This is a genomic window from Lactiplantibacillus sp. 3062, from assembly GCF_055413545.1.
Genome location: NZ_JBVAYE010000013.1, coordinates 33,219 through 55,166, shown reverse-complemented (window position 1 = coordinate 55,166; position 21,948 = coordinate 33,219). Strand labels below are relative to the sequence as shown.

Genomic DNA, 21,948 nt, shown 5'->3' with positions numbered 1-21,948 from the left:
TTGGGTTTCAAACGCCCCACCAATTAACAATAAGCTAATCACCGAAAGCAGGATCGTTCCGCGTCGCTTCCTCATCTACCATTGTCCTCCGATCTGGTAACAGTAATTGGGCTTGAAAATGAATCCCCTTATCAGTCGTCATCGTCAGGGTCAAATCATCGGCCACGTGAAATTGCCGAACGCCCTGCATCAGATTGATTTCACCACCACCATAGTGGCGCAATCCGATTCGATGTAGGATATGATAATAAGTCAATAAATACTGTTTGCCGGTGACCGTATTAACCAAATGAACGGCTTTTCCCGGCGTCAGACCACCCTCATCGGAAATATGGTCCACCACAAAATGGTGATCTGGATTTTCAAGCTCGTGAAGCATCAAATACCAATCCACTGTTGGCAAATCCACTTGGGTGCGCCGGGCCAAATTGCGCTGCCCCTGAAAAAGTGTCGTCAGCACTACGGCCACGATTGCTAACGACACAACGGCTTCAATTAACGTAAAACCGCGCCGCCTAATCATGTGCTTGCTCCGGTATCCTGGATAATAGCTGCTGACGTTGCCGGTCTTCATATTGTTTTCTGGCCGTCTGAATCGCCTGCAAGGTCTGGCGTTCATGTGACTGCATCATAATCTCTAAACTTTCAAACCCAATCAAACCACCCATCAATAGCCCCAGAGCGGTAATCGTTTCAATCATCAAAAAACCCATTCGCGTCTTTAACATGTGTGACTTTATAGGCCCCCCACCCCATCAAAGCATTCAGTTTGATTTTCTGCTTCGGCTGTAATTGCGACTTGAAAATAACCACTGCTAGCTGTGGATGCCCATTTTTCTGGATTTGAATATCACGACCGCGCTCTGTTTTTAATGTTGCAGGCAGTGGGAGATGCCACTGTGGGCCACTGATAGGCCGCCCCCGCTTGCCACCCCAAGTCACGACTTCCGTGCCACGAAAGCTCACGACCTGGGGCTGACCCGTCACACTAGCGGTTAAGGTCTGTTGCTGCCACATCGTTTGTAACTCCCGCCAGAAAGCCTGTTCCGCATTCTGTTGGCGTTGCCGTGTGGGAAAACGGTGCACAGCAATCACCGCCACACTAGCCACGATCGCCAAGACCGCTACCGTTTCGATTAAGGTAAATCCCTGTCGCTTAACCACCAACTACTTTTTGTGGTTGCGGCCGTACCGGACTAATGCCCTGTGACTTAGCCTGCTTATATTGACCATCGTTAATATATCCCTTGTTCCGAAGTTCTTCTAACATTGCGTCGTCATCCGTGACGGTCTTACCCGTATCATTCGCATACATTTCAGCCTGATTTTGAACAACTTCAGTCAGGGCTTCTTGTTGGCGACCAGCCGCCTGTTTACGTTGTTGATTCAAATTGGGCACCACGATCAACATCAAGAGACTGATGATCGCCAATACGATCACCATTTCAATTAAGGTAAAACCGCGCTGTGGTGCTGCCGTTTTTTTCATCAAGCGTTTCATTAATAATGTCATTTTAAAATCTCCCCCATTGATTGATACATCGGTAATAACAAACTCAAGTATGTGCCGACAACGACGAGTGCAATAATGCCAAACATGATGGGTTGAATCCAACCAATCATCCGGTTCAACTGTCGAATCAAGCGTTCGTACTGCAAAGTTGCAAAGTATAGTAATTCCTGACTTAACTGTTCTGCCGGACTCTCTTTGCCGACCAGTAGTGCTAACTCATCAGGTAATAATCGGTCCTCCTGGATAATTGTGACTAACGAAGTCCCAGTCAGTAACGCCTGTTCGATAACCTGCCCTTGCTGATAAATCAGCGCCTTAGTTTGAAAGTGCTGACTGACTTCACAAATGCCACGAATCCCTAAACCACCAATCAGCAGCATACCCGCATTAAGGCTTAAATAGTAACCACAGTAGTTTCTGATCAGGGGACCAATCAAGGGGACTTGAGCCAACCACTGATAGCGCCGCCGAATGGGTAATCGGCTAACTTGAAGGCCAACCAGCAATAAGCAAATCACCAAGGTAATGACCGTGATACCGCTAAACCATTGCCAATTCGCGATTGTCCCACTACCATTACCACCATGAGCAAGACTCGGTAAAATCGCAGCTTTGACCGTGCCTAAAGTTCCCAGCAGTAGAATTAACAGCAGACAAGGGTACTGTAACAACCGCCGAATTTGGCGTCCCTGTTCAGCACGCGCTCGCATTAATTGACCTGCCTGCATCAAGGTCCGGCGTAATTCACCATGAGTCTCAGCAATTAAGAACTGGTAATACAAGTCCACCGCAATGTATGGACGCAGCGCCATAGACAAATCATCACCCGCGGCTAAACGCCCCAGCGCGGGCTGCAAGGATTGAAAGGCCGGTCCTTCTACATCCAATGTAAATTGAAAGGCTTGCTGAAACGAGAAGCCGTTGCCTAGCAAGTCGGCTAGCGTTTCAAACAGCTTCGCCTGCATAGCAATCGGAAGCCGTTTACGCTTCCTTAAGTTGATTGGCCGTCGCATGATCGAGACGGCCCGCTGCCAATTGTTCATCAATTAACTCCGCCCACCTTTCAGTCATCATTTGCGACGTTTTGGGCATTGCATGCGGTAACACGACCGTATCGAAAATCGTCGCCACGCTGCCATCCGTCACTGGTACGAGGCGCTGATAGGACATTGCAGTTAAAGCCTGCTCCAAAACAGCGGCTTCCACTCCCAATTGCGTCAACCGGGGAATAATCCCGTAGACACCGCGCGCATGAATAGTACTTAAAACTAAGTGACCACTTAGCGCTGCCTGTACCGCAATCCGAGCCGTTTCGGCATCACGAATCTCACCAATAATAAAGACGTCGGGATGGTGGCGTAACCCAACCTTCAGTAAATCGCCATACGCCATCTGGGCCGGTGCGTTTACTTGTAGTTGTAAAAATTGTGGTTCATAAATTTCAACCGGATCTTCGATCGTCATGACTAGCCGTTGGCCACGAAGCTGCCGCACAAGATCATACATCGTGGAAGTTTTGCCAGAACCCATCGGCCCGGAAAATAAGATCAATCCCGTTCGTCGCATTAATTGACTCAATTGTTGCCGTTGCTGTGGGACCAAATAGCTCAATTTTCGGGCCGGACCTTCATACAATAACCGGACAACCAACGACTCACGGTCCAAAAAGTCGCCAACTGCCGAGATTCGCAAATTTAAAGTTTGCTCTGCCAATGTTAACGTCATCGCCCCTAATTGGGGCCGCCGATGATCACTAATCGCCATGTTACTACGGTATTTGATGTGATTCATCAATTGCTGGGCCAACTCAGTTGTAATCTGAGTAAGTGCCCGCAAACTGCCTGCTGCTTGCACTAACACCTGATACCCTTCTGCCGTGGGTAACCAATAAATATCACTGGCCCGCTGATTCACGGCTGCCTGAATGATTTCGTTCAACTCTGCTTCAATCACCATTTATCATGGTCACGCTCCTTTCAATCATTAGTTTCGTAACAACGACCACTTTCCACGAAAAAAATGACATTTATTTTGGCATCAAAAAAGCTGTTCCAGAAATAACAAATTATTTCCAGAACAGCTCGTCATCGCATATTTTCATTTGCAATCCTAACATACGGCGTTATAAGCGCCCCGATATAAACCAATTAAGGCGTTAGGCCCGCTCAGCCGCTTCAATGGCTTCCTTAGTTGGAATCGATGGTTGCGCACCCAATTTTTGAACAGCTATCGAAGATGCCCGGTTGGCAAACCGTACCGCAGCGGCCAAATTACTAAAGTCTGGCATTAAGACCGAACTGAGTGCACCAATAAAGGTGTCCCCAGCTGCAGTCGTGTCAACGGCCTCAACCTTATAAGCTGGGACGAAGCCGTGCTCAGCACCGCGCATCCAGAAAGCGCCTTTACTCCCAACGGTAATGATCACGTTAGCAACGCCCAGCGCCTGCAACTTCTGTGCGCCCTGAATCATCGATTGCTCATCAGTAATGTGCACGCCAGTCAAGGTTTCCGTCTCAGTTTCGTTAGGAACAATTAAGTCGGTCGTCGCTAGTAATTCTGCGGGCACCGTCGTCGTAGCTGGTGCCGGGTTTAAAATCGTTTTTTGCCCAGCGGCCTGAGCCAATTCAAACCCTCGAATCGTTGCTGCAATCGGCGTTTCAAACTGTGCAATCAAAAAAGTACTAGCGCTAATTGCGGGTTGGGCCCGTTCGACATCTTCGGCCGTAACCTGCTGATTAGTTCCACCATCGATTAAGATACGGTTCTCACTACTACTATCTAACAAGATGAAAGCTGAGCCGGTACTAGCCACATTGCTATGTTGAACATATTGGTCATTAACACCACTATTCGTCAACTGCTGCACCATAAAGGCCCCTTCCTGATCAGTACCAACTTTACCGATAAAAGTCGTTTGGGCACCAGCGCGCGCGGCTGCGATGGCTTGGTTAGCCCCTTTACCCCCACCAGCGACACTCTTACCAGTCAGCGGTAGCGTTTCACCAGGCTTAGGAAAACGCTTGAAACGCAAAATCGAATCAACATTCAAACTACCTAGTACGGTTACTTTATTCATGATTATTCGTCCCTTCAGTATTCAACTGCTCTAATTTTAGCAAACTGGCCTGTTCGACGCACTTGTTTTACTAATATTTTAAGCAATAAAAAACGTGGTTCTTGATTTATCATCAAAGAACCACGTCTTTTCATCATTAATCTGGGTAGTTAGCAGCTTCGTATACTTCTGATACGTCGTCGTTATCTTCCAATTCATCAATCATGTGTTGTAACTTTTCCACTTTATCAGCAGGAACGTCCGTTAGGTTTTCAGGAATCATGGTTAATTCAGCTGTTTCCAACTTGTAACCATTAGCTTCGAGGGCATCACGAACGGCAGCTAATTGTTTAGGATCAGTGTAAATTTCAAACGCTTCGTCGCTTGATTGTAAATCGTCGCCACCAGCATCTAAAACGTCCATCAACATCGTATCTTCGTCGGTATCTAAATCTTCGCGACTGATCACGATGTAACCCTTACGATCAAACATGTAACTAACCGCACCAGTTGCGGCTAAAGCCCCACCATGATGCGTGAACGCTGAACGAACCGCCGCAGCAGTCCGGTTTTTGTTATCAGTTAATGCGTGAACCAGAACGGCGATACCACCAGGGCCGTAGCCTTCGTAAGTAACTTCTTCGTAGTTCTCCGCACCGGAGCCACTACCTTTATCAACCGCCCGTTTAATATTGTCTTTAGGCATGTTGGCAGCTTTGGCCTTATCCATAACTAACCGCAATTGCGCGTTAGAATCTGGATCAGGACCCCCGGCTTTTACAGCCATATAAAGTTCACGGGAAATCTTTTGAAAGACTTTCCCACGTTTAGCATCTTGGGCGTTCTTGCGTCCTTGAATGTTATGCCATTTTGAATGTCCTGACATGTGTGACTCCTTCTTTCATATTTATTTTCAGTTTAGTAGATAAACATACGTAAAGTATGATAGCAAAAAAAGCGAGCGATTTCAAGCACTAGAACCAAGGGCGTCCAAGTTCTGCGATTTTTATTGCAAATCTAATGAACCAGTTTCGTTATTGGACTCTCTTTCAGATTTGAAATTTCAGTTTGCTAATGACAACCACAACCACGAAAAACTGGTGTTATGGCCGTAAATATGCGTAACCCACAGCTTGCAAGTCCACGATTCGCACCACACCAGCGGGAACGACCGTCACACTGGCAGGAAGTTGGGCCGCAGTCATTTGATGACTCACCATGGCATTATGGCAAGCATCAATCTCAACTTGCGGTAACGTCTGTTGTAATGGCTTCCAGGCACCAGTTGCCAGCGTCGTGATAGCGGGCCCGTTGACCACAACCACCACCGTACTAGTTGGCCGGGCTGCCAAAAAATTCTGCACATTGCTTATGGCCGTTGCGACCTTAGCCGGCTCGTCGACATGGACTACTAAGTTAGTCATTCGCTTGTCCTCCCTCGATCGACCGCAGTTCGAGTGCGCGTAGATAGTGATAGCTACTCAACATGTTAGCGCAGGTCGCATCCGTTTCATCCGGCACTTCATAAATCATGGTAGCGTGCGGGTTGAGGACTCGTAACACCCGCTGCCAGTCAATCAGTCCCTGTCCTAAAGGTAAACTATCGTGCCGCGTCCCCATCGAATCAACCAAATGATAATGTTGAATGAGTGGAGCCAGCCGCTTCAAAGCCAACATGGTCAATTCCATATCACCGTGCAGCGCAATGAAGACGTGGCTCAAATCACAAACCAGCGGATAATGATGCTGAATGATACGCTCATCTAACTGGGGATCACCATACATAAAACTTGCCGTTACCCCATTTTCAATCACGACATGTCCACTCGCCTGACGAACCAAATTATCCAACCGCTCAAAGACCACGTCACGTGCAACCTGCAAGGACTCATACTCATCGATCAAGCGCCCACTGTCGGTACCATAGCCACCGTGTACGAGCACCTTGACATCCAATTCCGTCGCCAACGCAAGTAACTGGGCCGTACTCGTTTGTAGGAATTGGTACGCCGCAGCTTCACGATGTGGATCAAGCAATTGATCAAGATGAACGCCTTGATAACTCATAGGGTGATGAATCACAATTTGCTCGGTGACAGTTGTCTTTACAAATTGGACAGCTGTTTTAAGTGTCTGAAATGCTTCCGGTTCAAAGTCCGTGGCACTCGTAAAAAATTCAAATACTTCGGGCCGGTATTGCAAACGATCCATTAATTGTGCGGGTGCTTGGGACGCCTTCAAGCCTAACTTAATTTTTCCGGGCCGTGGCCGCATTATTAGTTGTGTCATCCGTTTAACTCATCCTTTCACGCATTCCAAAACCAAAAAAGGCTTGGAATAAATATTCCAAACCTAGTATAACGCTATCGTTCTAAATTATGCCAACGTCACTAGCTGGCAGACAACCGAACTTAATCATCAGACTTGGTTGAGCCCCGCCGAACAATGCCGTATGGCAAGGTGACCGTCTTCTCGTCAAGTTCTTTATCGTTCATCAACTTAGTTAACATCCGCATGGCAACCGCACCAATATCATATAATGGTTGGGTAATCGAGGTAATGGCTGGACGCGTGATTTGGGTAATAATCGTATCATTACTCGTCACAACTTCCAAGTCATCTGGAACGTTGATCCCGGATTCCATACTTGCGTTGATAAGACCAGCCGCCATTTCGTCGTCCCCAACGAATACCGCAGTAGCGCCACTATCCGCAATGACTGGTTGTAACTTCCGCCCAGCATCATATGAGTAGCCCGCTTCATAAACGAGGGCGTCGTCAAACGGAATCTTAGCCTTGGTTAAGGCCCGTTTGTAACCCGTCAGTCGGTATTCAGCGTTGATTGATTGTGACAATGAGCCTAAAGCCAACGCGATCTTCTTGTGACCACGTGCAATTAAGTTAGTGACCACTTCTTCAACAGCTGCAGCGTAGTCGATATTAACGCTTGGCGTTTCATTGTTCGGATCAACCGTCCCAGCTAAAACAACTGGTGCCTTGGCCCGTTTGAATTCAGCCCGGAGCTTGTCATCAATATGGTTACCCATAAAGATGACCCCGTCAACTTGCTTAGCCATCAACGTATTCAACACGTTGACTTCTTGTTCACCCGCATCATCGGAGTTCGTTAAAATGATATTGTACTTGTACATCATCGCAATATCATCAATCCCGCGTGCTAACGCCGCAAAATAAATGTTGGTCACGTCCGGGATGATTACCCCGACCGTAGTTGAACGCTTACTTGCTAACCCTCGTGCAACTGCGTTAGGCCGGTAATCTAACCGTTCAATGACAGCTAGTACCTTTTTACGCGTTGCGGGTTTAACGTTGGGATTACCATTGACGACTCGTGAAACTGTGGCCATTGAAACCGCCGCTTCGCGTGCCACATCATAAATTGTTACTGTTTGTTTTTCCATATAAAAATAGCCCTTTCTTGCTTGGTATCATATGTTTTCATCCGTTTTCATGCAACATCAACCAATATAGCAAAATTACGCTTCCAATGCAACTTAAGATTGTTATTGAAATCGCTTTCATGAAAATAATACCGTACTTGTTTTCAAAATGCAAGATTTACCACACGAAGATTGTTATTTTGGGCTCATTATTCTCAGCTTTTTATCATCAACAGCGCTATACTAGTATTATTATCTATTATTTTATCTAAGGAGTGTTTGAATTGACAGATTATACGAAACTGCAACAAGTCCGTCAATGGACCCAAGACAATCACGTTGACGTGACCTACATCAGTAACTTTCACACAATTTCATATTTGACTGGTTTTGAGAGCAACCCCTACGAACGGACGCTAGCACTGTTTGTTTTCGCGGATGCGGAACCATTTCTCTTTGCACCCGCTCTCGAAGTTGAAGCAATCAAGGAGATGGGCTGGCCTTACAAAGTTTTCGGCTACCTCGACCATGAAGATCCATACGCGCTAATTGCTGATCACATTCACGCACAATTGACTGATCCTAAAGTTTGGGCCCTTGAAACTGGGAACTTGACGTTAGACCGCTTTACCGCGCTCAAACAGCAATTTCCAGCTGCCCACTTCGATAAGGATCTATCACCTTATATTCAGCAATTACGGCTGGTCAAAACAGCTGATGAACTTGAAAAACTAAACATTGCCGGTAAATGGGCCGACTTTGCTTTTGAACAAGGATTTGCTGCTGTCAAGGCGGGTCGCACCGAACAACAGATTGCTGCCGAATTACAGTATGCCTTAATGAAAAAGGGAATTATGGAAATGAGTTTCGACACTTTAGTCCAAGCTGGTGAACATGCCGCCAACCCCCATGGTGCAACTAACGAAACCCAAGTCAAGCCAAATGAATTAGTGCTATTCGACCTCGGCGTCATGTATGAAGGCTATGCTTCTGATGCTTCCCGGACAATTGCTTATGGCCAACCGAGTGCCAAGCAAAAGGAAATCTTTGACGTCTGTCTGGAAGCCAACTTGACTGCTCAAGCGGCCATTAAACCAGGCATGGCAGCCGAAGATGTCGATAAAATCGCACGCGATATCATCACCAAAGCGGGCTATGGCGAATACTTCATTCACCGGTTAGGTCACGGAATCGGCCAAACTGACCACGAATTTCCTTCGATTATGGCTGGTAACCACATGCCACTCGTTGAAGGCATGTGCTTCTCAGTAGAACCTGGGATCTACATTCCCGGCGTAGCTGGTGTTCGAATCGAAGACTGTGGGGTCGTTACTAAGGAAGGCTTTAAGCCATTTACCCATACGCCAAAAGAATTAAAAGTATTAGATCTTTAATTAAAAACGTCAAGAGGGCCGTCACGACATAATCCGTGACGGCCCTCTTTTTTTACCTAGCGTTGACTGGTACTTGCTTTTAGTGTTATTCCGGTAGCGGATGTTCGGTTTCATAATCAGCCACTTCGGCTAACAGTGCCGCCGTCGTTTTCAATGGCAGCACGTCACAGTCAACCGCGGCTTCACTCCCCGCCTGACTCGCACGCCGATAAACATCAATCTTATGATTGACTTTTTGCAAATTCAACAAGGATTGATGGATTTGCGCTTCAACAGCCTGGCGTTGCTCTTCAAACATTGCTAGCCGTTGATCAATCGTTCCATCCCCATCGGCACACCAACTAATAAATTGTCGAATATCCTCTAACGGCATCCCGGTCTGCTTAAGACAACGAATCAATGCCAGTGAATCCAAGTCTTCATCATTGAAGACCCGGCGGCCCTGCTTATCACGCTTCACAAAGGGCGTTAAGCCCGCCTTATCATAATAGCGCAGTGTATAACTTGAAATACCGGTCTTTTTGGCGACCGCTCCGATTGAATACAATGTGATTCCTCCTCAAAAGCAGATAGGACACCGAGCACTTGCTCAGTGTCCTATCTTATCGCTGTCAGCTTACTTGGCTGGTGACGATTCATCCGTTGTCGATTCATCATCAGACTTCGCAGGTGTTGCGTCCTTAGCAGGTGCTGATTCTGGTACGGGCGCTGAAGTCTTCTCGTCCTCGCCAGCTTTTTGATAAGCAGCTCCACCATCAATGACGATATCTTCATCATCACCTTCATCATCTTCGACCTTAGCTAATTCAGACCGTAAACTATCCGTAGCTTGGTCAAGACTTGAGCCAAAGCTTTCACCCGTTTCCTGCTTAGCGGCTTGATACTGGTCAGCAAAATCGGCCACTTTTCGCTTTGTATCTTCAAATTGTTGCCCAGCTTCAGCCTTGAAGTCTTCAGCAGCATCGTTGGCATAGAACGCATAGTCGATTGCCCGATCCTTAAAATCGGCAATTCCTTGCTGTGCTTTAGCTTTCAATTCAGCCTTTTTATCATCATCCATCTTCATAACGGCGGTAGCAATCGCTGCACCACCTAAAACAACACCTAATAAGAATCCCTTTTTCGACATAATTAAGACTCCTCACTATTATTTTTTGAACGTCGATTACGATAGACATCAAAAGCGGCTTTGCCGACCTTGCTTGCGCTGGAGAACTTGCTCCGCTTCTCATTGTTCTTGCCAATCTTGGCTGTTAAGTCTCGAGTCGCAGCATTTAAGTCAGAGACGCTCTGACCTAAGTCGCCCATCGCTTGAAACGCTGGATCAATTGTTGCAACTTTGCCGTTAACATCCTTTAAGAGTTCATTGGCATTTGCCATGATTTTTTCAGTCTCATGTGACAAGGCGTCAACATCATCCGTAATATTATTTAAACTACGGTTGACTTCCCCCATCGTTTTAGTAATCCGCATTAAAAAAATCCCGATAAAGCATACTAATAATAAGAACGCAATGGCGGCAATGATGCCCGCAATGTGTGTAATCATCCTAAAATTCCTCCTTCAACAGCCATGATATTAAAACTAGCATAGCATTGTCTTTAGTATACCGCAATTAAAAAAGTGCTTACAACATTCACCCAGTCACATTTGGTCGCAATAACTTGATCACGGCTTGGTTGCCCGCGTCAAATCTGATAAACTAGTGAACAGACAACAATAACGAGGGTGAAGATATGTTTAATTCAATTAACCTAGCAGCGGTTGACACACCGACTAAACAAGTTTCGGTGTGGATGAAGTTGGCTAAGAAAATTGACTGGCAACAAATTATTATTAATATTGGCGGCAAGCTACTCGAAATCATTTTATTTATTTTACTATTTTGGGTGATTGATCGGCTAGGAAAACGCCTGATCCACCACTTATTTTTAACGAATGCTAATACCAGTGATACTGCCAATAATCGGATTTCAACGATTTTTACATTATCATTAAATATCTACCATTACGTCATCATGTTTTTTGGCATCTATGCGGTACTTTCAGTGTTAGGTGTTCCCGTGGGGACGTTGATTGCTAGTGCTGGGATTTTCAGTGTGGCGTTAGGTTTAGGCGCCCAAGGCTTCGTCAGTGACATTGTCACCGGGTTCTTCATTCTACTTGAAGATCAGATTGATGTTGGGGATTACGTCAAAATCGAAACCATTGAGGGGACCGTCTCCGCAATCGGTTTACGGACAACTCAAGTTACGAGTCCCGATGGCACGTTGAACTTTATTCCCAATCGCAAGATTTTAATCATTAGCAACCAGTCGCGTAACGATATGCGCGTGCTGATTGACCTCTACATTCTCACAACGACTCCCGTTCAAGATCTGACTAACGTGGTCCGCGAAACTAATGCCGACCTCGTACCTCAGTATCCTGATATCATCGGTGAGCCCGACATTCAAGGCGTCACGACACAAGCCGATGGGACGTTGGTCTTCCGAGTACAATTTTACGTCAAAAATGGCATGCAGTTCGCAATTCAGCGCGACTTTTTGGCCGCCTACTTGAACGCGGCCCGAGCAGCGGGAATTCAACTCCCCTCGCCACGTTTAAATATCGCCCCAACGCACAAGTAAGCTCAACCAACACAAGCCCGCACAGCGGTTGCTCAGAAATGAGCGCCACGGTGCGGGCTTGATCTTTCATCTGACAAATTTCTTCAGGTGGGAACCATGACGCACGTTGTTATTGTCAGGAATAGTTTTAGTTATTCCCATTCGCAACCTAACATGACCAGGCGAAAACTATTGTGCGGTCACAACCAACCATTAATTTCAACAACGCTCGGCATTCTTGAAACTCAAAAACGTACTGACACGTGTTAGCGCAGTACGTTTTGTAATTTATTTGTGTAACGCATTCCGATGAGTCAAAAAGCCGGTCATCGCATTGACCCCACTCATAATGGCAGCCGTGTGCGGCACCATGTTTTCCGAGTGCAACGAATATGGACTGTCGACCCCTAACCAGAACATTGTCCCTGGAATCTGATGAATCAAATAACCAAAGTCTTCCCCAGTCATTGCTGGTTCCGTTTCAATAAAGTTGACATCATCATCCTCCTGCATGTACTTGATAAAATCAGCAGTGATTGCGTCATTGTTCTCAACGGGATAATAACCACCTTGATTGAGCTTCAAATCGATATTGCAGTCATAGGCGAGCGCAATCCCCTCCGTAATCGTCCGAACCCGCCGCTGAATATGCATGTTCATCTCCTGCGTCAACGCTCGGATCGTCCCGTCAATCTGGGCCTCACCGGCAATCACATTGCCAATCGTGCCAGCAGTAAAGTGACCTAATGTCACCACACCACTTTGAATCGGGTCCACGTTGCGCGCTACAATCGTCTGCAGCTGGGAGACTAACGCCGCACCAGCGACGACCATGTCGTTTGCTTGATGTGGGTAAGCCGCGTGTCCACTTTTACCACTTAAGTGTGCGTGGATCTCACAAGTTCCCGCAAATAACGTGCCCATCCGGCAACCGATCGCTCCAGTTGGTAAATTAGGATTGTCATGGAATGCAAAAATCTCATCTGGCATCCAATCACCATCTAGCGCGCCACTTTCGTACAAGCGTTGCCCACCCGAGGCATTTTCCTCAGCCGGCTGGAACATGAAAACCATGTCGGTCGCAGGTCGGTTCTCTGCAAAGTAGCTTAGGATTCCTAGCGCGACTGACATATGAATATCATGGCCACACGCGTGCATGACACCTGGATGGGTCGATGCAAATGGTAAGCCCGTATTTTCAGTAACTGGTAACGCATCGATGTCAGTTCGATAACCGATTCGATAATCATGCTTTAAACCACTGACTTTCACTAAAATCGCCGTATCCAAAGTAGGAATGGTTTTGATTGTCAGCCACTCTTGAGGCATCTTACCAATAATCGACAATAAATAAGCCTGTGTTTCATGTTCTTGTAAGCCGATTTCCGGAATTTGGTGTAAGTGTTGATAAATTGGAATTAGATCGGTTTCCCGTAAGACCATTGTTTATCCCTCCACCATTAAAGATTCCGTAATTCTGCCATTAATTCAGTCTTGCTCTTAGTCTTATCATCAATATCTTTCAACTTACGAGCAGGAACCCCACCGACTACGGTGTTAGGAGCGACGTCTTCAATGACGATCGCACCCGCAGCCACAACGGCACCCTTACCAACATGCACGCCTTCAAGTACGGCCGCATTGGCACCGATCAGCACGTCGTCATCGATTTGAACTGGTTTAGCCGAAGGTGGCTCTACCACGCCAGCTAACACAGTACCAGCGCCAATATGACAGTTCTTACCAACAATTGCGCGACCACCAAGAATGGCACCCATGTCAATCATCGAGCCTTCACCGATTTCGGCACCAATGTTGATCACCGCACCCATCATGATAACGGCATTATCACCAATCAATACTTGGTCACGAATAATCGCACCGGGTTCGATCCGCGCATTGTATTGCTTCAAATCTGCCATTGGTACGGCTGAATTGCGCGCGTCATTTTCTAATTCATAATCTTCGATATTTGCAGCGTTAGCCTTTAAGAACGGTTCAACATCCGCCCAGTCACCGAATAATACCCCAGCGTTGCCACTGAAGAAAGTTTTGATGCCTGCTGGAACGTTTAATTGGTCTAAAGCACCCTTCACGTATACTTTTACGGGTGTTTTCTTTTTCGCACTGCCAATGTAGTTAATAATTGATTGTGCATCTAATTTTGCCATCGGAGACCCTCCAAAAATTTATTTAGCTTTTTCACTAGTGGAAAAATCCTTCTCAATCATATCATATTGTTTGCCGATTTCATGGGTCAGAAAGTTAAAACTCTTCATGAATTCACGACGAGTGACAATTCCTTGAAAAATTTGCTGTTCATCAACGACTGGAACAAACGGATTATCAATCATCAAGTGTAACGTCTCTTCAACGTCATCCACATCATGAACCGTCTTAACTTGTGTCTCCATTACGTCACAGACACGTTTTTGCAGTAATATTTCAGTATTCAGTTGATCAAAACCTAACATTTGTTCAGTAATCAGTGGCAACGATACTAAACCTTCAAAGTGACCACCATGATCAAGTACTGGAATTTTGGAATACTTGACCTTCGTTAGTACTAAAAACGCGTGATACAAATTATTATCAGTTTGAACGTTGGCAACCACGTCCGCCGGAATCAAATAATGGTCGGCGTTACGTGACAATAAGTCCTCAACTGGTTGAATTAACATACAGCGCCTCCTTCACTAAGCCCATCCCTTTATTTTAACCGCAAAAGCACTTTGCACAGCCCTAAAAATCAGTTTTTTTACCACATTTTAATCAGCAAAATGAAATTTTAGTTCTGGCACCGCTTGTAGTTGCCGATCATAATATTGGACGTCGATACCTGCGGCTGACGTTGTCACGATGGCGTAGGTGCCACCGATACGTGCAAATTCACCACGCGGATAAGTAATACTACCAGGATTAAGCACGACCACGCCGCCTCGTCGTTCAACACCCAGTTGATGCGTGTGACCAAAGAAAGCCAGCTTCGCATTGTGCACCTCAGCATTAGCTAATAGATGGTCCAATCCCATGTTCACACCGACTAAGTGACCGTGCGTCATGTAGACTGTCACCTCATCAATAGTTGGATTCACTTCATTTGGAATCACGGCATCGAAATCCATATTTCCTTGAACCGTGAACATCTCTTGAAAAACCGCGTCATCATGCGGTAATTCAGAATCACCACAGTGAAAAAAGGCGTCGACCTGACCGCGGTACTTATCAAGCAATCGAACTAACACGTCACGATCGCCATGGCTATCACTCACTACTAAACATTTCATGCTTTCGCCCACCATTCATCGAATTTAGTCATCAGTTGTCGCAAGGCTGCACCCCGATGACTGATTTGATTTTTTTGTGCTGGCGTCAATTCCGCCAAGGATTTTTGAAACTTACTTGACCAAAATAACGGATCATAACCAAACCCATTGTCACCACGGGGGGCAATCAGAATACGGCCGGCTAACTCACCGTTAACGACAAGTTTCTCACCACTGGGTTTAAGGGCAACCAGGGTCGTATGAAAAGTCGCGGTCCGCTCCGCTTCAGGAACGCCACCAAGGTTGGCTAACAACTTGGCATTATTCGCAGCATCATCATGATCACCAGCATACCGTGCCGAGAACACTCCCGGATCACCGTGCAACGCCTTGACCATCAAGCCGGAATCATCCGCAATTGCCGGTAATCCGGTTGCTTCGACCACAACCGTCGCCTTTTTAGTGGCATTTTCTTCAAACGTGATACCGTTCTCCTTAATTTCAGGAATATTTGGAAAATCAGCCAACGTTTTGATGGTAATATCATACGGTGCCAACATCGCGCTAAACTCGCGCGCCTTATTGGCATTGTTAGTCGCAATGATCAATGTTTGTGGTTTAGTCATTCGCTTCACTCCCTAAATCAATATGTTGTGCGTGAAAGTCCGGTTGGCCCAACCAGTTCCGCGCGATTGCTTCGAATTGATCAGCCGCCCCCGTCGTGTAGTACTCATCCGGATAACGCTTAGTAGAACGATCGTTAGCAATATCCAAGTAATCGAGTACCGCCGAGACATCGTTCACCGTTTCGGCACCAGAATCAATCAAGGTCACCCCAGGCCCCATCACATTTTGAATAAGTGGCCGCAATAATGGATAGTGTGTGCAGCCCAAAACAAGCGTATCAACATCTTGTTTTTTTAGTTGTTTCAACGTTTCCGCAACCACCCGCTTGGCAACCGTTGATTGATACTCATTCGATTCAACCAACGGCACAAACTTTGGGCACGCCTGCGAAACGACCGTCGCAGTAGGATCTTTGGTTAAGATAGCATCTCGATAAGCATTACTACGAATCGTCCCCTCAGTCGCAATCACACCGATTCGATTACGATGAGAAGCTTTTAACGCAGCCCGCGAACCAGGCGCAATCACCCCAATAACGGGAATTGACAACTGCTGCCGCAACGCCGGCAATGCCGCTGCGGTCGCAGTATTACAAGCTATCACGAGCATTTTGATCTGCTTTGCCATTAAGAAATCCGCCATCTGAAAAGAAAAAGTTCGCACTTGTTCAGCTGGTCGCGGACCGTATGGCAAACGCGCCTGATCACCAATAAAATAAACTGTTTCGCGCGGGAGTTGTTTCAAAGCTTGCTTGACGACAGTCAACCCGCCAACCCCCGAATCCATGAAGCCAATTGCATGTTCATTTGCCATTTTAAAATCTCCGTTCACTGAATTCTGAAACTTTATTATGGTCTTTTTTGAAATTGATTTCAAGCCAGACCAATTGCGACGAAATTGTAAAGTTTCCGTTGATAAATTGAAAAAAACCGACACATTAGTGGAAACGGGGTATAATAATGATTATACAGTGGCTAGAGTACCACGATTTTTTGCATGGAAAGGAATTATCATGACGAACGACTTTTATTCTCAATTTGCGGGCAACTCGATCAAAGCTTCCATCCTCAGTGTGGAAATCTTGCGAGATGCCTTAATACCAAAGTTATTGGGTGATGACAGTAGTGGCATCCTTTACTGGGCGGGTAAAGACTTGGCACGCCAGTTTCCTGTCGCTAGTGATGATGATCTTGTTACCTTTTTTGAGCAAACCGGCTGGGGTCACCTTGTCGTGATTACAACGACGGATGATCTAATCACGTATGAATTGACTGGTGAGCCGGTCGCTCGGCGTAGCGCCACGATCAAATCACCAGACTTTATGCTTGAAACTGGCTTTCTAGCTGAGCAGTCGGCGCTCCGCACCAACTGTGTGAGTGAAGCTAAAATTACGTTCCAAAATCGCATGCGACTGCGCATCTCAGTTACGATTGATCACAATCAACCAATCGTCAATCACGATCCCGCAACACCAATCGAAATCGTGCGGCCTCAAGTTGAACTTGATGACGAACAACCTGAAGAAGCACAGTAAAAAGGACGGCCACGTGGTCGCCCTTTTTTGCAACGTTAAATAGTTTTCCTTATATAGTCATTATTAACGGTTGTCCCCGGTCTTAAAAAAGAGCGCAAAAAAACGCGCCGTTCACTTAAGAAGGCGCGTTCGCTAGCGAACCATTAATGAAATAATGGCCCAGCTTATTATAGATATTGAGCTAAAGTTTGTTGGATCTGTTCCTTGGAATGGTAGCCAACTAAGGTATCCACCACTTCGCCATCCTTCTTAACTAATAAGGTTGGAATGCTCATGATACCAAAGTTGCTGGCCGTTTCAGGGTTGGCGTCGACATCCATCTTATTGAACGTCACCTTGTCACCCATCTCGTCAGCTAATTGTTCGACCACTGGTGACTGCATCCGGCAAGGACCACACCATGTCGCCCAGAAGTCAGTTAACGTTACTCCTGAAGCCGTATCCGTTGTAAAAGTTTTATCAGTAGTTGCTGCGACCATTATAATCGGCCTCCTTTAAGCTTTATCTGTTACTAATAGTAAGTATACCAGTAACCGGGTGGAACACAAACAATTTGCCTGCAATCAAAGCGCCGATATCGTGCACAGCCATGAATTCGCGTCATCATTGATCTGCACCTGGCACTCGTCACTGGTTATTTGAACTGCACCTCAGTCGCACCATTGCCGCCATGATTTGGCGCAGCAAAGTGAAACGACTTGACTTGCCGATTAGACTTGAGATAGTTGGTAATGCCTTCTCGTAGAGCACCAGTTCCCTTCCCGTGTACGATTGTGACGGAAGGATACCCGGCCAACAACGCAGCATCAATATAGCGATCAACTTGAGTCATCGCGTCTTCATAACGCACACCCCGCAGGTCCAAGTTCGGCGAAACGTGACTCGCGTGGGCACTCTGAACAGTAGCACGCGCGCGTTTTGGCTCTTCTGGCTTAACGCGTTCCAAGTCACCGTCACTAATCTTCATCTTCAAGATGCCGAGTTGGACTTCCCACTCGTGTTTACCCATCTGACGCATCAACACACCACGTTGACCATACGATTTGACCAGCACGTCATCACCTTCATGAAAATCATGTTGGGCTTTGGCACGCCGTAATACACGGTTTTTCTTGAGCTTAGGCTGTTGCTCCAATGCATTCAACGCGCCCTTCGCATCAATCAACTCGTTTTCTTTGACAGTCGCCGTACCACTCGCTAATTGTTTCTTACGCAAATCACTAATGATAGCATCGGCCTTAGTCTTACTTTGCTCAACAATGGTGTTCGCCTGCACTTTAGCATCTTCGATCAACTGATCTTTACGCTGTTGATACGCATTGAATTCGCTCTTCAACTGCCGGTGCAATTTTTCAGAATCTGCCACTTGGGTTTTCAGATGCAGTTGTTCATCTTCAACCTGTTTGCGCTTCGTCACCAAATCCGCAATCATTGCGTTGAGGTCTTGACTATCCGTATCCGTCAACGACCGAGCTTGATCAACAATCGTTTGCGGGATGCCCAACCGCTGTGCGATATCGAGCGCATTACTTCGACCAGGAATCCCGACCAATAGCCGGTACGTCGGCTTGAGTGTTTCTTCGTCAAACTCCATACTAGCATTGATCGTATCAGGTCGGTTAAACCCATACGCCTTAAGTTCTGGGTAGTGAGTCGTCGCAACGACTTGGGTTCCCTTGGCCCCAATGGCATCCAGAATTGCGATTGCCAGTGCCGCACCTTCTTGCGGATCAGTCCCGGCACCCAATTCATCAACGAGTACTAAACTGTGAGCGTCGATCTGCGCTAAGAAACTTTCAATATTTTCCATATGGGATGAGAACGTACTTAAATTCTGTTCGATCGACTGTTCATCACCAATATCCGCAAAGATTTCATTATAAACGCCAACGCGACTTCCGGCTTCAACAGGAATAAATAATCCCGACTGGGCCATCAATTGTAGTAATCCCAGCGTCTTCAACGTAATCGTCTTCCCACCAGTGTTAGGCCCCGTAATGACCATCGCCTGATAATCAGTACCTAAACTAATATCATTGGCAACGACTTTGTGAGGATCAATCAGGGGGTGGCGTGCTTGCCGTAGATAGACTTCATTTTGGGGTGAAACGGCCGGTTCAGTCGCCTTCATATCATGCGCATAACGCGCCTTGGCATTGATAAAGTCGAAATGTCCAAGAATCGCCGCATTATTAATGATTTCGTCCTGGTAAGGCGCAATTAAGTTGGAGAGTTCCTCCAAGATACGCTGTTCTTCTTGCTTTTCCGCAACTTGATTTTGCCGTAACCGGTCATTCATCGCCATGACAGCCTGGGGTTCGATAAAGAGCGTCTGCCCACTCGCTGATTGATCATGCACGATGCCACCAAACCGACTGCGATTCTCGGCCTTGACCGGGATAACGTAACGGTCGTTTCTAATCGTGATGATTGGGTCGCTTAAATACTTGGCATCATGGCCACGGGTATAATGACCCATTTGGTTACGAATCTCTGTTTCAGTACGACGGATATTGCTCCGAATTCGGCTCAGTTCTGGTGACGCCTCATCCGTGATATGACCGTCACCTTCAATGGCAGTAGCGAGGCGCTTCGTCACATCTGGTAAAGTAACTAATTCTGCAACTTCATCAAACAGGTGTCGAATATCATTCTCAGGTGCATCTTCTAGCAACTCGGCAAAAAAGCGCGTGATTGCGCGCGTTGTCCGTAACACCCGCCCAACTTGCCCGAGTTCACTCCCATTCAGGGTCGCACCGATAGCTAACCGTTTCATATGCGGTTTTATATCCGCTAAACGAGCGACCGGAATGCCACCCTTTAAACGATACACTTCTGCCCCGTCGTTGGTGTCATCTAAGGCCCGTTGAATATCCGCAACGCTGGTCATTGGGTGTAGTTCATTGAGTGCTTGTTGGCCCGTTGCCGAGACTAAGTATGGTGCTAATTGTTGTTTTACTTGTTGGTACTCTAACGTATTCAATACTTTGGAATTCACTGATATCCCTCCGAAGTTCCAATGAATTACGAAAAGCCGCAAAAAAACGGACAATGCAATTACTTGTCGGCATCATCCGTTTGCATTTTCAATAATTCAGCTTGTTTGTCAACCTGATCTGAAATCGCATTGAATGCGAGCAACGTCGCAATCTCCGTATCAGACAAATCGGGGGCTAATTTTTTTAATTGTGCCACTTGCTCATTCATCATCCGCGTCACCGTTTGCATGTGACGGTCAGATGCCGTGCCAATGATCGTGTAAGTACGACCATCAATTTCCGCTTTAAAGCGGCGCTTGTTAGCAGTCATCAACATCCCGCTTCCTTTCAATAACAATTAATATTCTAGCATGGTTATCACAATTATGCGACAGTTAGAACCGTCTCATAATTTCTAAAAAAGCCCGCGGACATGCGCCCACGAGCTTAATCTACTTTCGACTATTGCATGCCACCGTCATCGGCTAAGAAGGTATTCAAAACTTGCTCAACCATATCCCATTCGTCGTCCGACTCGATCAGTTGTAATTCGCCATTGTCGCCATCTTCAGGATTAAAGATGTAGGCTTGAATATCAACTTCATCATCGGCCGCAGCATCAGCTGGATATAATAAAATATAGGAGTGACCGAAATCTTCTGAATCAAACGTGAACAAAATATTAAATAAGGTTTCGTTACCTTCGTCATCAACTAATGTGATCACATCATTGTCTTTACGATCTTGGTTTTGGCTCATGTTAGTTCCTCGCTATTCTTGTGTGAGTTTGCCGTGGCGATCCAAGTAGTTTTGCAAGATTAAACTTGCAGCTAGCTTGTCGATCACCTTTTTGCGTTTCTTACGTGAGGTGTTAGCTTCTTCAACCAACATCCGTTCAGCTTCAACGGTCGTCAGACGTTCATCTTCAAAGTCTACCGGCAAATGAAACCGGGCTGTCAGTAACTCGCCGTAATGTTGCGCCGCCTCAGCCCGTGGTCCCAAGGTATTATTCATATTCTTTGGTAGCCCCAGGACGAAGCCCCCAGCATCCAATTCTTCAACGAGTTCAGCAACCCGGTCGATTCCGAATTCCTCCGCATCCTCATTGATTCGAATAATTTCAACGCCCTGCGCCGTCCATCCAAAAGCATCACTAATGGCAACGCCAACAGTTCTGGAACCTACATCTAACCCCATCAACTTCATGCATCAACATCCTTATCTGCCTTTAAGTAAGACTTGACAAGTTCCTCGATAATCTCATCGCGCTGATGCTTCCGAATTAAGTTCCGAGCATCCTTTAAGCGCGGGATATACGCCGGATCACCGGATAGTAAGTAACCCACGATTTGATTAATCGGATTGTAGCCCTTTTCTTGTAACGCTTCATAAACTGTCGTTAACGTGTCGTGGACATCCTTAACGCTGTCATTATCGAAGTCAAAGTACATTGTTTTGTCTAATGAACTCATATCAAGCACCTCCCGCTAGTTTCCGCTTTTAATCTATTTTACTAAATGCCCATATGAAGTACAATCAATCCACTTTGATGTAACACATTCGTAATAATA

Annotated in this window: 29 protein-coding genes; 3 read left to right on the top strand and 26 right to left on the bottom strand. The window is 46.3% G+C overall.

Going from position 1 to position 21,948, the window contains the following annotated elements; translation table 11 throughout:
• Nucleotides 1–34 precede the first annotated feature (34 nt).
• The 11 genes from ACWQAU_RS13760 to ccpA form a co-directional block, all read right to left on the bottom strand.
• The gene (locus ACWQAU_RS13760) at nucleotides 35–523 is read right to left on the bottom strand and encodes a type II secretion system protein (protein WP_003641552.1); all 489 of its coding nucleotides are present in this window, start codon (nucleotides 521–523) and stop codon (nucleotides 35–37) included.
• Nucleotides 516–701, bottom strand: coding sequence for a hypothetical protein (locus ACWQAU_RS13755; RefSeq protein WP_003641551.1), 186 nt, complete (start codon nucleotides 699–701; stop codon nucleotides 516–518). Before ACWQAU_RS13755 ends, ACWQAU_RS13760 begins: the two co-directional genes overlap by 8 nt.
• Nucleotides 694–1,167 (bottom strand): type II secretion system protein, encoded by a 474-nt coding sequence (locus ACWQAU_RS13750; protein WP_003644628.1) that lies wholly within the window; start codon nucleotides 1,165–1,167, stop codon nucleotides 694–696. Before ACWQAU_RS13750 ends, ACWQAU_RS13755 begins: the two co-directional genes overlap by 8 nt.
• Nucleotides 1,157–1,513 carry a competence type IV pilus major pilin ComGC gene (comGC, locus tag ACWQAU_RS13745; RefSeq protein WP_003641549.1) on the bottom strand — a complete coding sequence of 119 codons (357 nt, stop codon included), beginning with the start codon at nucleotides 1,511–1,513 and terminating at the stop codon, nucleotides 1,157–1,159. The genes ACWQAU_RS13750 and comGC overlap by 11 nt, the downstream gene beginning before the upstream one ends.
• Nucleotides 1,510–2,556, bottom strand: a complete 1,047-nt coding sequence (locus ACWQAU_RS13740; RefSeq protein ID WP_027821963.1) for a type II secretion system F family protein — start codon at nucleotides 2,554–2,556, stop codon at nucleotides 1,510–1,512. Before ACWQAU_RS13740 ends, comGC begins: the two co-directional genes overlap by 4 nt.
• The gene (gene comGA, locus ACWQAU_RS13735) at nucleotides 2,495–3,469 is read right to left on the bottom strand and encodes a competence type IV pilus ATPase ComGA (protein ID WP_011101696.1); all 975 of its coding nucleotides are present in this window, start codon (nucleotides 3,467–3,469) and stop codon (nucleotides 2,495–2,497) included. Before comGA ends, ACWQAU_RS13740 begins: the two co-directional genes overlap by 62 nt.
• 199 nt (nucleotides 3,470–3,668) lie before the next feature.
• Nucleotides 3,669–4,589: a ribokinase gene (gene rbsK, locus ACWQAU_RS13730; protein WP_003641546.1), complete on the bottom strand. Its 921-nt coding sequence runs from the start codon at nucleotides 4,587–4,589 to the stop codon at nucleotides 3,669–3,671.
• Nucleotides 4,590–4,725: 136 nt separating this feature from the next.
• Nucleotides 4,726–5,454, bottom strand: coding sequence for a YebC/PmpR family DNA-binding transcriptional regulator (locus tag ACWQAU_RS13725; protein ID WP_003641545.1), 729 nt, complete (start codon nucleotides 5,452–5,454; stop codon nucleotides 4,726–4,728).
• A 217-nt stretch (nucleotides 5,455–5,671) separates the two neighbouring features.
• On the bottom strand, nucleotides 5,672–5,992 hold the full coding sequence (locus ACWQAU_RS13720) for a DsrE family protein (protein ID WP_011101697.1): 321 nt from the start codon (nucleotides 5,990–5,992) through the stop codon (nucleotides 5,672–5,674).
• Entirely contained in the window at nucleotides 5,985–6,857 is an 873-nt protein-coding gene (locus ACWQAU_RS13715; RefSeq protein WP_053338977.1) for a sugar phosphate isomerase/epimerase family protein, read from the bottom strand. The genes ACWQAU_RS13720 and ACWQAU_RS13715 overlap by 8 nt, the downstream gene beginning before the upstream one ends.
• Before the next feature lie 122 nt (nucleotides 6,858–6,979).
• On the bottom strand, nucleotides 6,980–7,990 hold the full coding sequence (gene ccpA, locus ACWQAU_RS13710) for a catabolite control protein A (RefSeq protein ID WP_027821961.1): 1,011 nt from the start codon (nucleotides 7,988–7,990) through the stop codon (nucleotides 6,980–6,982).
• Between the two features lie 263 nt (nucleotides 7,991–8,253).
• Here ccpA and ACWQAU_RS13705 point away from each other — a divergent pair, with 263 nt between their 5' ends.
• Nucleotides 8,254–9,363 carry a M24 family metallopeptidase gene (locus ACWQAU_RS13705; protein WP_003644630.1) on the top strand — a complete coding sequence of 370 codons (1,110 nt, stop codon included), beginning with the start codon at nucleotides 8,254–8,256 and terminating at the stop codon, nucleotides 9,361–9,363.
• Between the two features lie 85 nt (nucleotides 9,364–9,448).
• Here ACWQAU_RS13705 and ACWQAU_RS13700 read toward each other — a convergent pair whose 3' ends face one another.
• The 3 genes from ACWQAU_RS13700 to ACWQAU_RS13690 form a co-directional block, all read right to left on the bottom strand.
• The gene (locus ACWQAU_RS13700) at nucleotides 9,449–9,910 is read right to left on the bottom strand and encodes a MerR family transcriptional regulator (protein ID WP_003641539.1); all 462 of its coding nucleotides are present in this window, start codon (nucleotides 9,908–9,910) and stop codon (nucleotides 9,449–9,451) included.
• A 69-nt stretch (nucleotides 9,911–9,979) separates the two neighbouring features.
• Nucleotides 9,980–10,492 carry a YtxH domain-containing protein gene (locus ACWQAU_RS13695; RefSeq protein ID WP_003641538.1) on the bottom strand — a complete coding sequence of 171 codons (513 nt, stop codon included), beginning with the start codon at nucleotides 10,490–10,492 and terminating at the stop codon, nucleotides 9,980–9,982.
• A 2-nt stretch (nucleotides 10,493–10,494) separates the two neighbouring features.
• A complete protein-coding gene (locus ACWQAU_RS13690; RefSeq protein ID WP_003641537.1) occupies nucleotides 10,495–10,911 on the bottom strand; it encodes a DUF948 domain-containing protein in 417 nt (138 codons plus the stop codon).
• Between the two features lie 188 nt (nucleotides 10,912–11,099).
• Here ACWQAU_RS13690 and ACWQAU_RS13685 point away from each other — a divergent pair, with 188 nt between their 5' ends.
• Entirely contained in the window at nucleotides 11,100–11,993 is an 894-nt protein-coding gene (locus ACWQAU_RS13685; protein WP_003641536.1) for a mechanosensitive ion channel family protein, read from the top strand.
• 267 nt (nucleotides 11,994–12,260) lie between these two features.
• Here the strand turns inward: ACWQAU_RS13685 and ACWQAU_RS13680 are convergent, their stop codons facing one another.
• The 6 genes from ACWQAU_RS13680 to racE all read right to left on the bottom strand — a co-directional run bounded on the left by ACWQAU_RS13680 (nucleotide 12,261) and on the right by racE (nucleotide 16,678).
• Nucleotides 12,261–13,415 (bottom strand): N-acetyldiaminopimelate deacetylase, encoded by a 1,155-nt coding sequence (locus tag ACWQAU_RS13680; RefSeq protein ID WP_027821960.1) that lies wholly within the window; start codon nucleotides 13,413–13,415, stop codon nucleotides 12,261–12,263.
• Between the two features lie 17 nt (nucleotides 13,416–13,432).
• Nucleotides 13,433–14,143 carry a 2,3,4,5-tetrahydropyridine-2,6-dicarboxylate N-acetyltransferase gene (dapD, locus tag ACWQAU_RS13675; RefSeq protein ID WP_003641534.1) on the bottom strand — a complete coding sequence of 237 codons (711 nt, stop codon included), beginning with the start codon at nucleotides 14,141–14,143 and terminating at the stop codon, nucleotides 13,433–13,435.
• An 18-nt stretch (nucleotides 14,144–14,161) separates the two neighbouring features.
• On the bottom strand, nucleotides 14,162–14,653 hold the full coding sequence (cbpB, locus tag ACWQAU_RS13670) for a cyclic-di-AMP-binding protein CbpB (RefSeq protein WP_003641533.1): 492 nt from the start codon (nucleotides 14,651–14,653) through the stop codon (nucleotides 14,162–14,164).
• Between the two features lie 87 nt (nucleotides 14,654–14,740).
• Entirely contained in the window at nucleotides 14,741–15,259 is a 519-nt protein-coding gene (locus tag ACWQAU_RS13665) for a metallophosphoesterase (RefSeq protein ID WP_003645445.1), read from the bottom strand.
• Nucleotides 15,256–15,864 (bottom strand): XTP/dITP diphosphatase, encoded by a 609-nt coding sequence (locus tag ACWQAU_RS13660; protein WP_003641531.1) that lies wholly within the window; start codon nucleotides 15,862–15,864, stop codon nucleotides 15,256–15,258. Before ACWQAU_RS13660 ends, ACWQAU_RS13665 begins: the two co-directional genes overlap by 4 nt.
• Entirely contained in the window at nucleotides 15,857–16,678 is an 822-nt protein-coding gene (gene racE, locus ACWQAU_RS13655; RefSeq protein ID WP_003644631.1) for a glutamate racemase, read from the bottom strand. The genes ACWQAU_RS13660 and racE overlap by 8 nt, the downstream gene beginning before the upstream one ends.
• Before the next feature lie 199 nt (nucleotides 16,679–16,877).
• Here racE and ACWQAU_RS13650 point away from each other — a divergent pair, with 199 nt between their 5' ends.
• Nucleotides 16,878–17,399 carry a YslB family protein gene (locus ACWQAU_RS13650; protein WP_033099034.1) on the top strand — a complete coding sequence of 174 codons (522 nt, stop codon included), beginning with the start codon at nucleotides 16,878–16,880 and terminating at the stop codon, nucleotides 17,397–17,399.
• Between the two features lie 167 nt (nucleotides 17,400–17,566).
• Here the strand turns inward: ACWQAU_RS13650 and trxA are convergent, their stop codons facing one another.
• The 6 genes from trxA to ACWQAU_RS13620 form a co-directional block, all read right to left on the bottom strand.
• Nucleotides 17,567–17,878: a thioredoxin gene (gene trxA / locus ACWQAU_RS13645; RefSeq protein WP_003641528.1), complete on the bottom strand. Its 312-nt coding sequence runs from the start codon at nucleotides 17,876–17,878 to the stop codon at nucleotides 17,567–17,569.
• 155 nt (nucleotides 17,879–18,033) lie between these two features.
• Complete coding sequence (locus ACWQAU_RS13640; RefSeq protein WP_027821959.1) at nucleotides 18,034–20,397, bottom strand: endonuclease MutS2; 2,364 nt, start codon at nucleotides 20,395–20,397, stop codon at nucleotides 18,034–18,036.
• Between the two features lie 59 nt (nucleotides 20,398–20,456).
• Nucleotides 20,457–20,708 (bottom strand): cell division protein ZapA, encoded by a 252-nt coding sequence (locus ACWQAU_RS13635; protein WP_003645448.1) that lies wholly within the window; start codon nucleotides 20,706–20,708, stop codon nucleotides 20,457–20,459.
• A 131-nt stretch (nucleotides 20,709–20,839) separates the two neighbouring features.
• Nucleotides 20,840–21,136 (bottom strand): DUF1292 domain-containing protein, encoded by a 297-nt coding sequence (locus ACWQAU_RS13630; RefSeq protein WP_003641525.1) that lies wholly within the window; start codon nucleotides 21,134–21,136, stop codon nucleotides 20,840–20,842.
• A 12-nt stretch (nucleotides 21,137–21,148) separates the two neighbouring features.
• Nucleotides 21,149–21,583, bottom strand: a complete 435-nt coding sequence (gene ruvX, locus ACWQAU_RS13625; protein ID WP_003641524.1) for a Holliday junction resolvase RuvX — start codon at nucleotides 21,581–21,583, stop codon at nucleotides 21,149–21,151.
• On the bottom strand, nucleotides 21,580–21,849 hold the full coding sequence (locus tag ACWQAU_RS13620) for an IreB family regulatory phosphoprotein (protein WP_003641523.1): 270 nt from the start codon (nucleotides 21,847–21,849) through the stop codon (nucleotides 21,580–21,582). The genes ruvX and ACWQAU_RS13620 overlap by 4 nt, the downstream gene beginning before the upstream one ends.
• Between the last annotated feature and the right edge of the window lie 99 nt (nucleotides 21,850–21,948).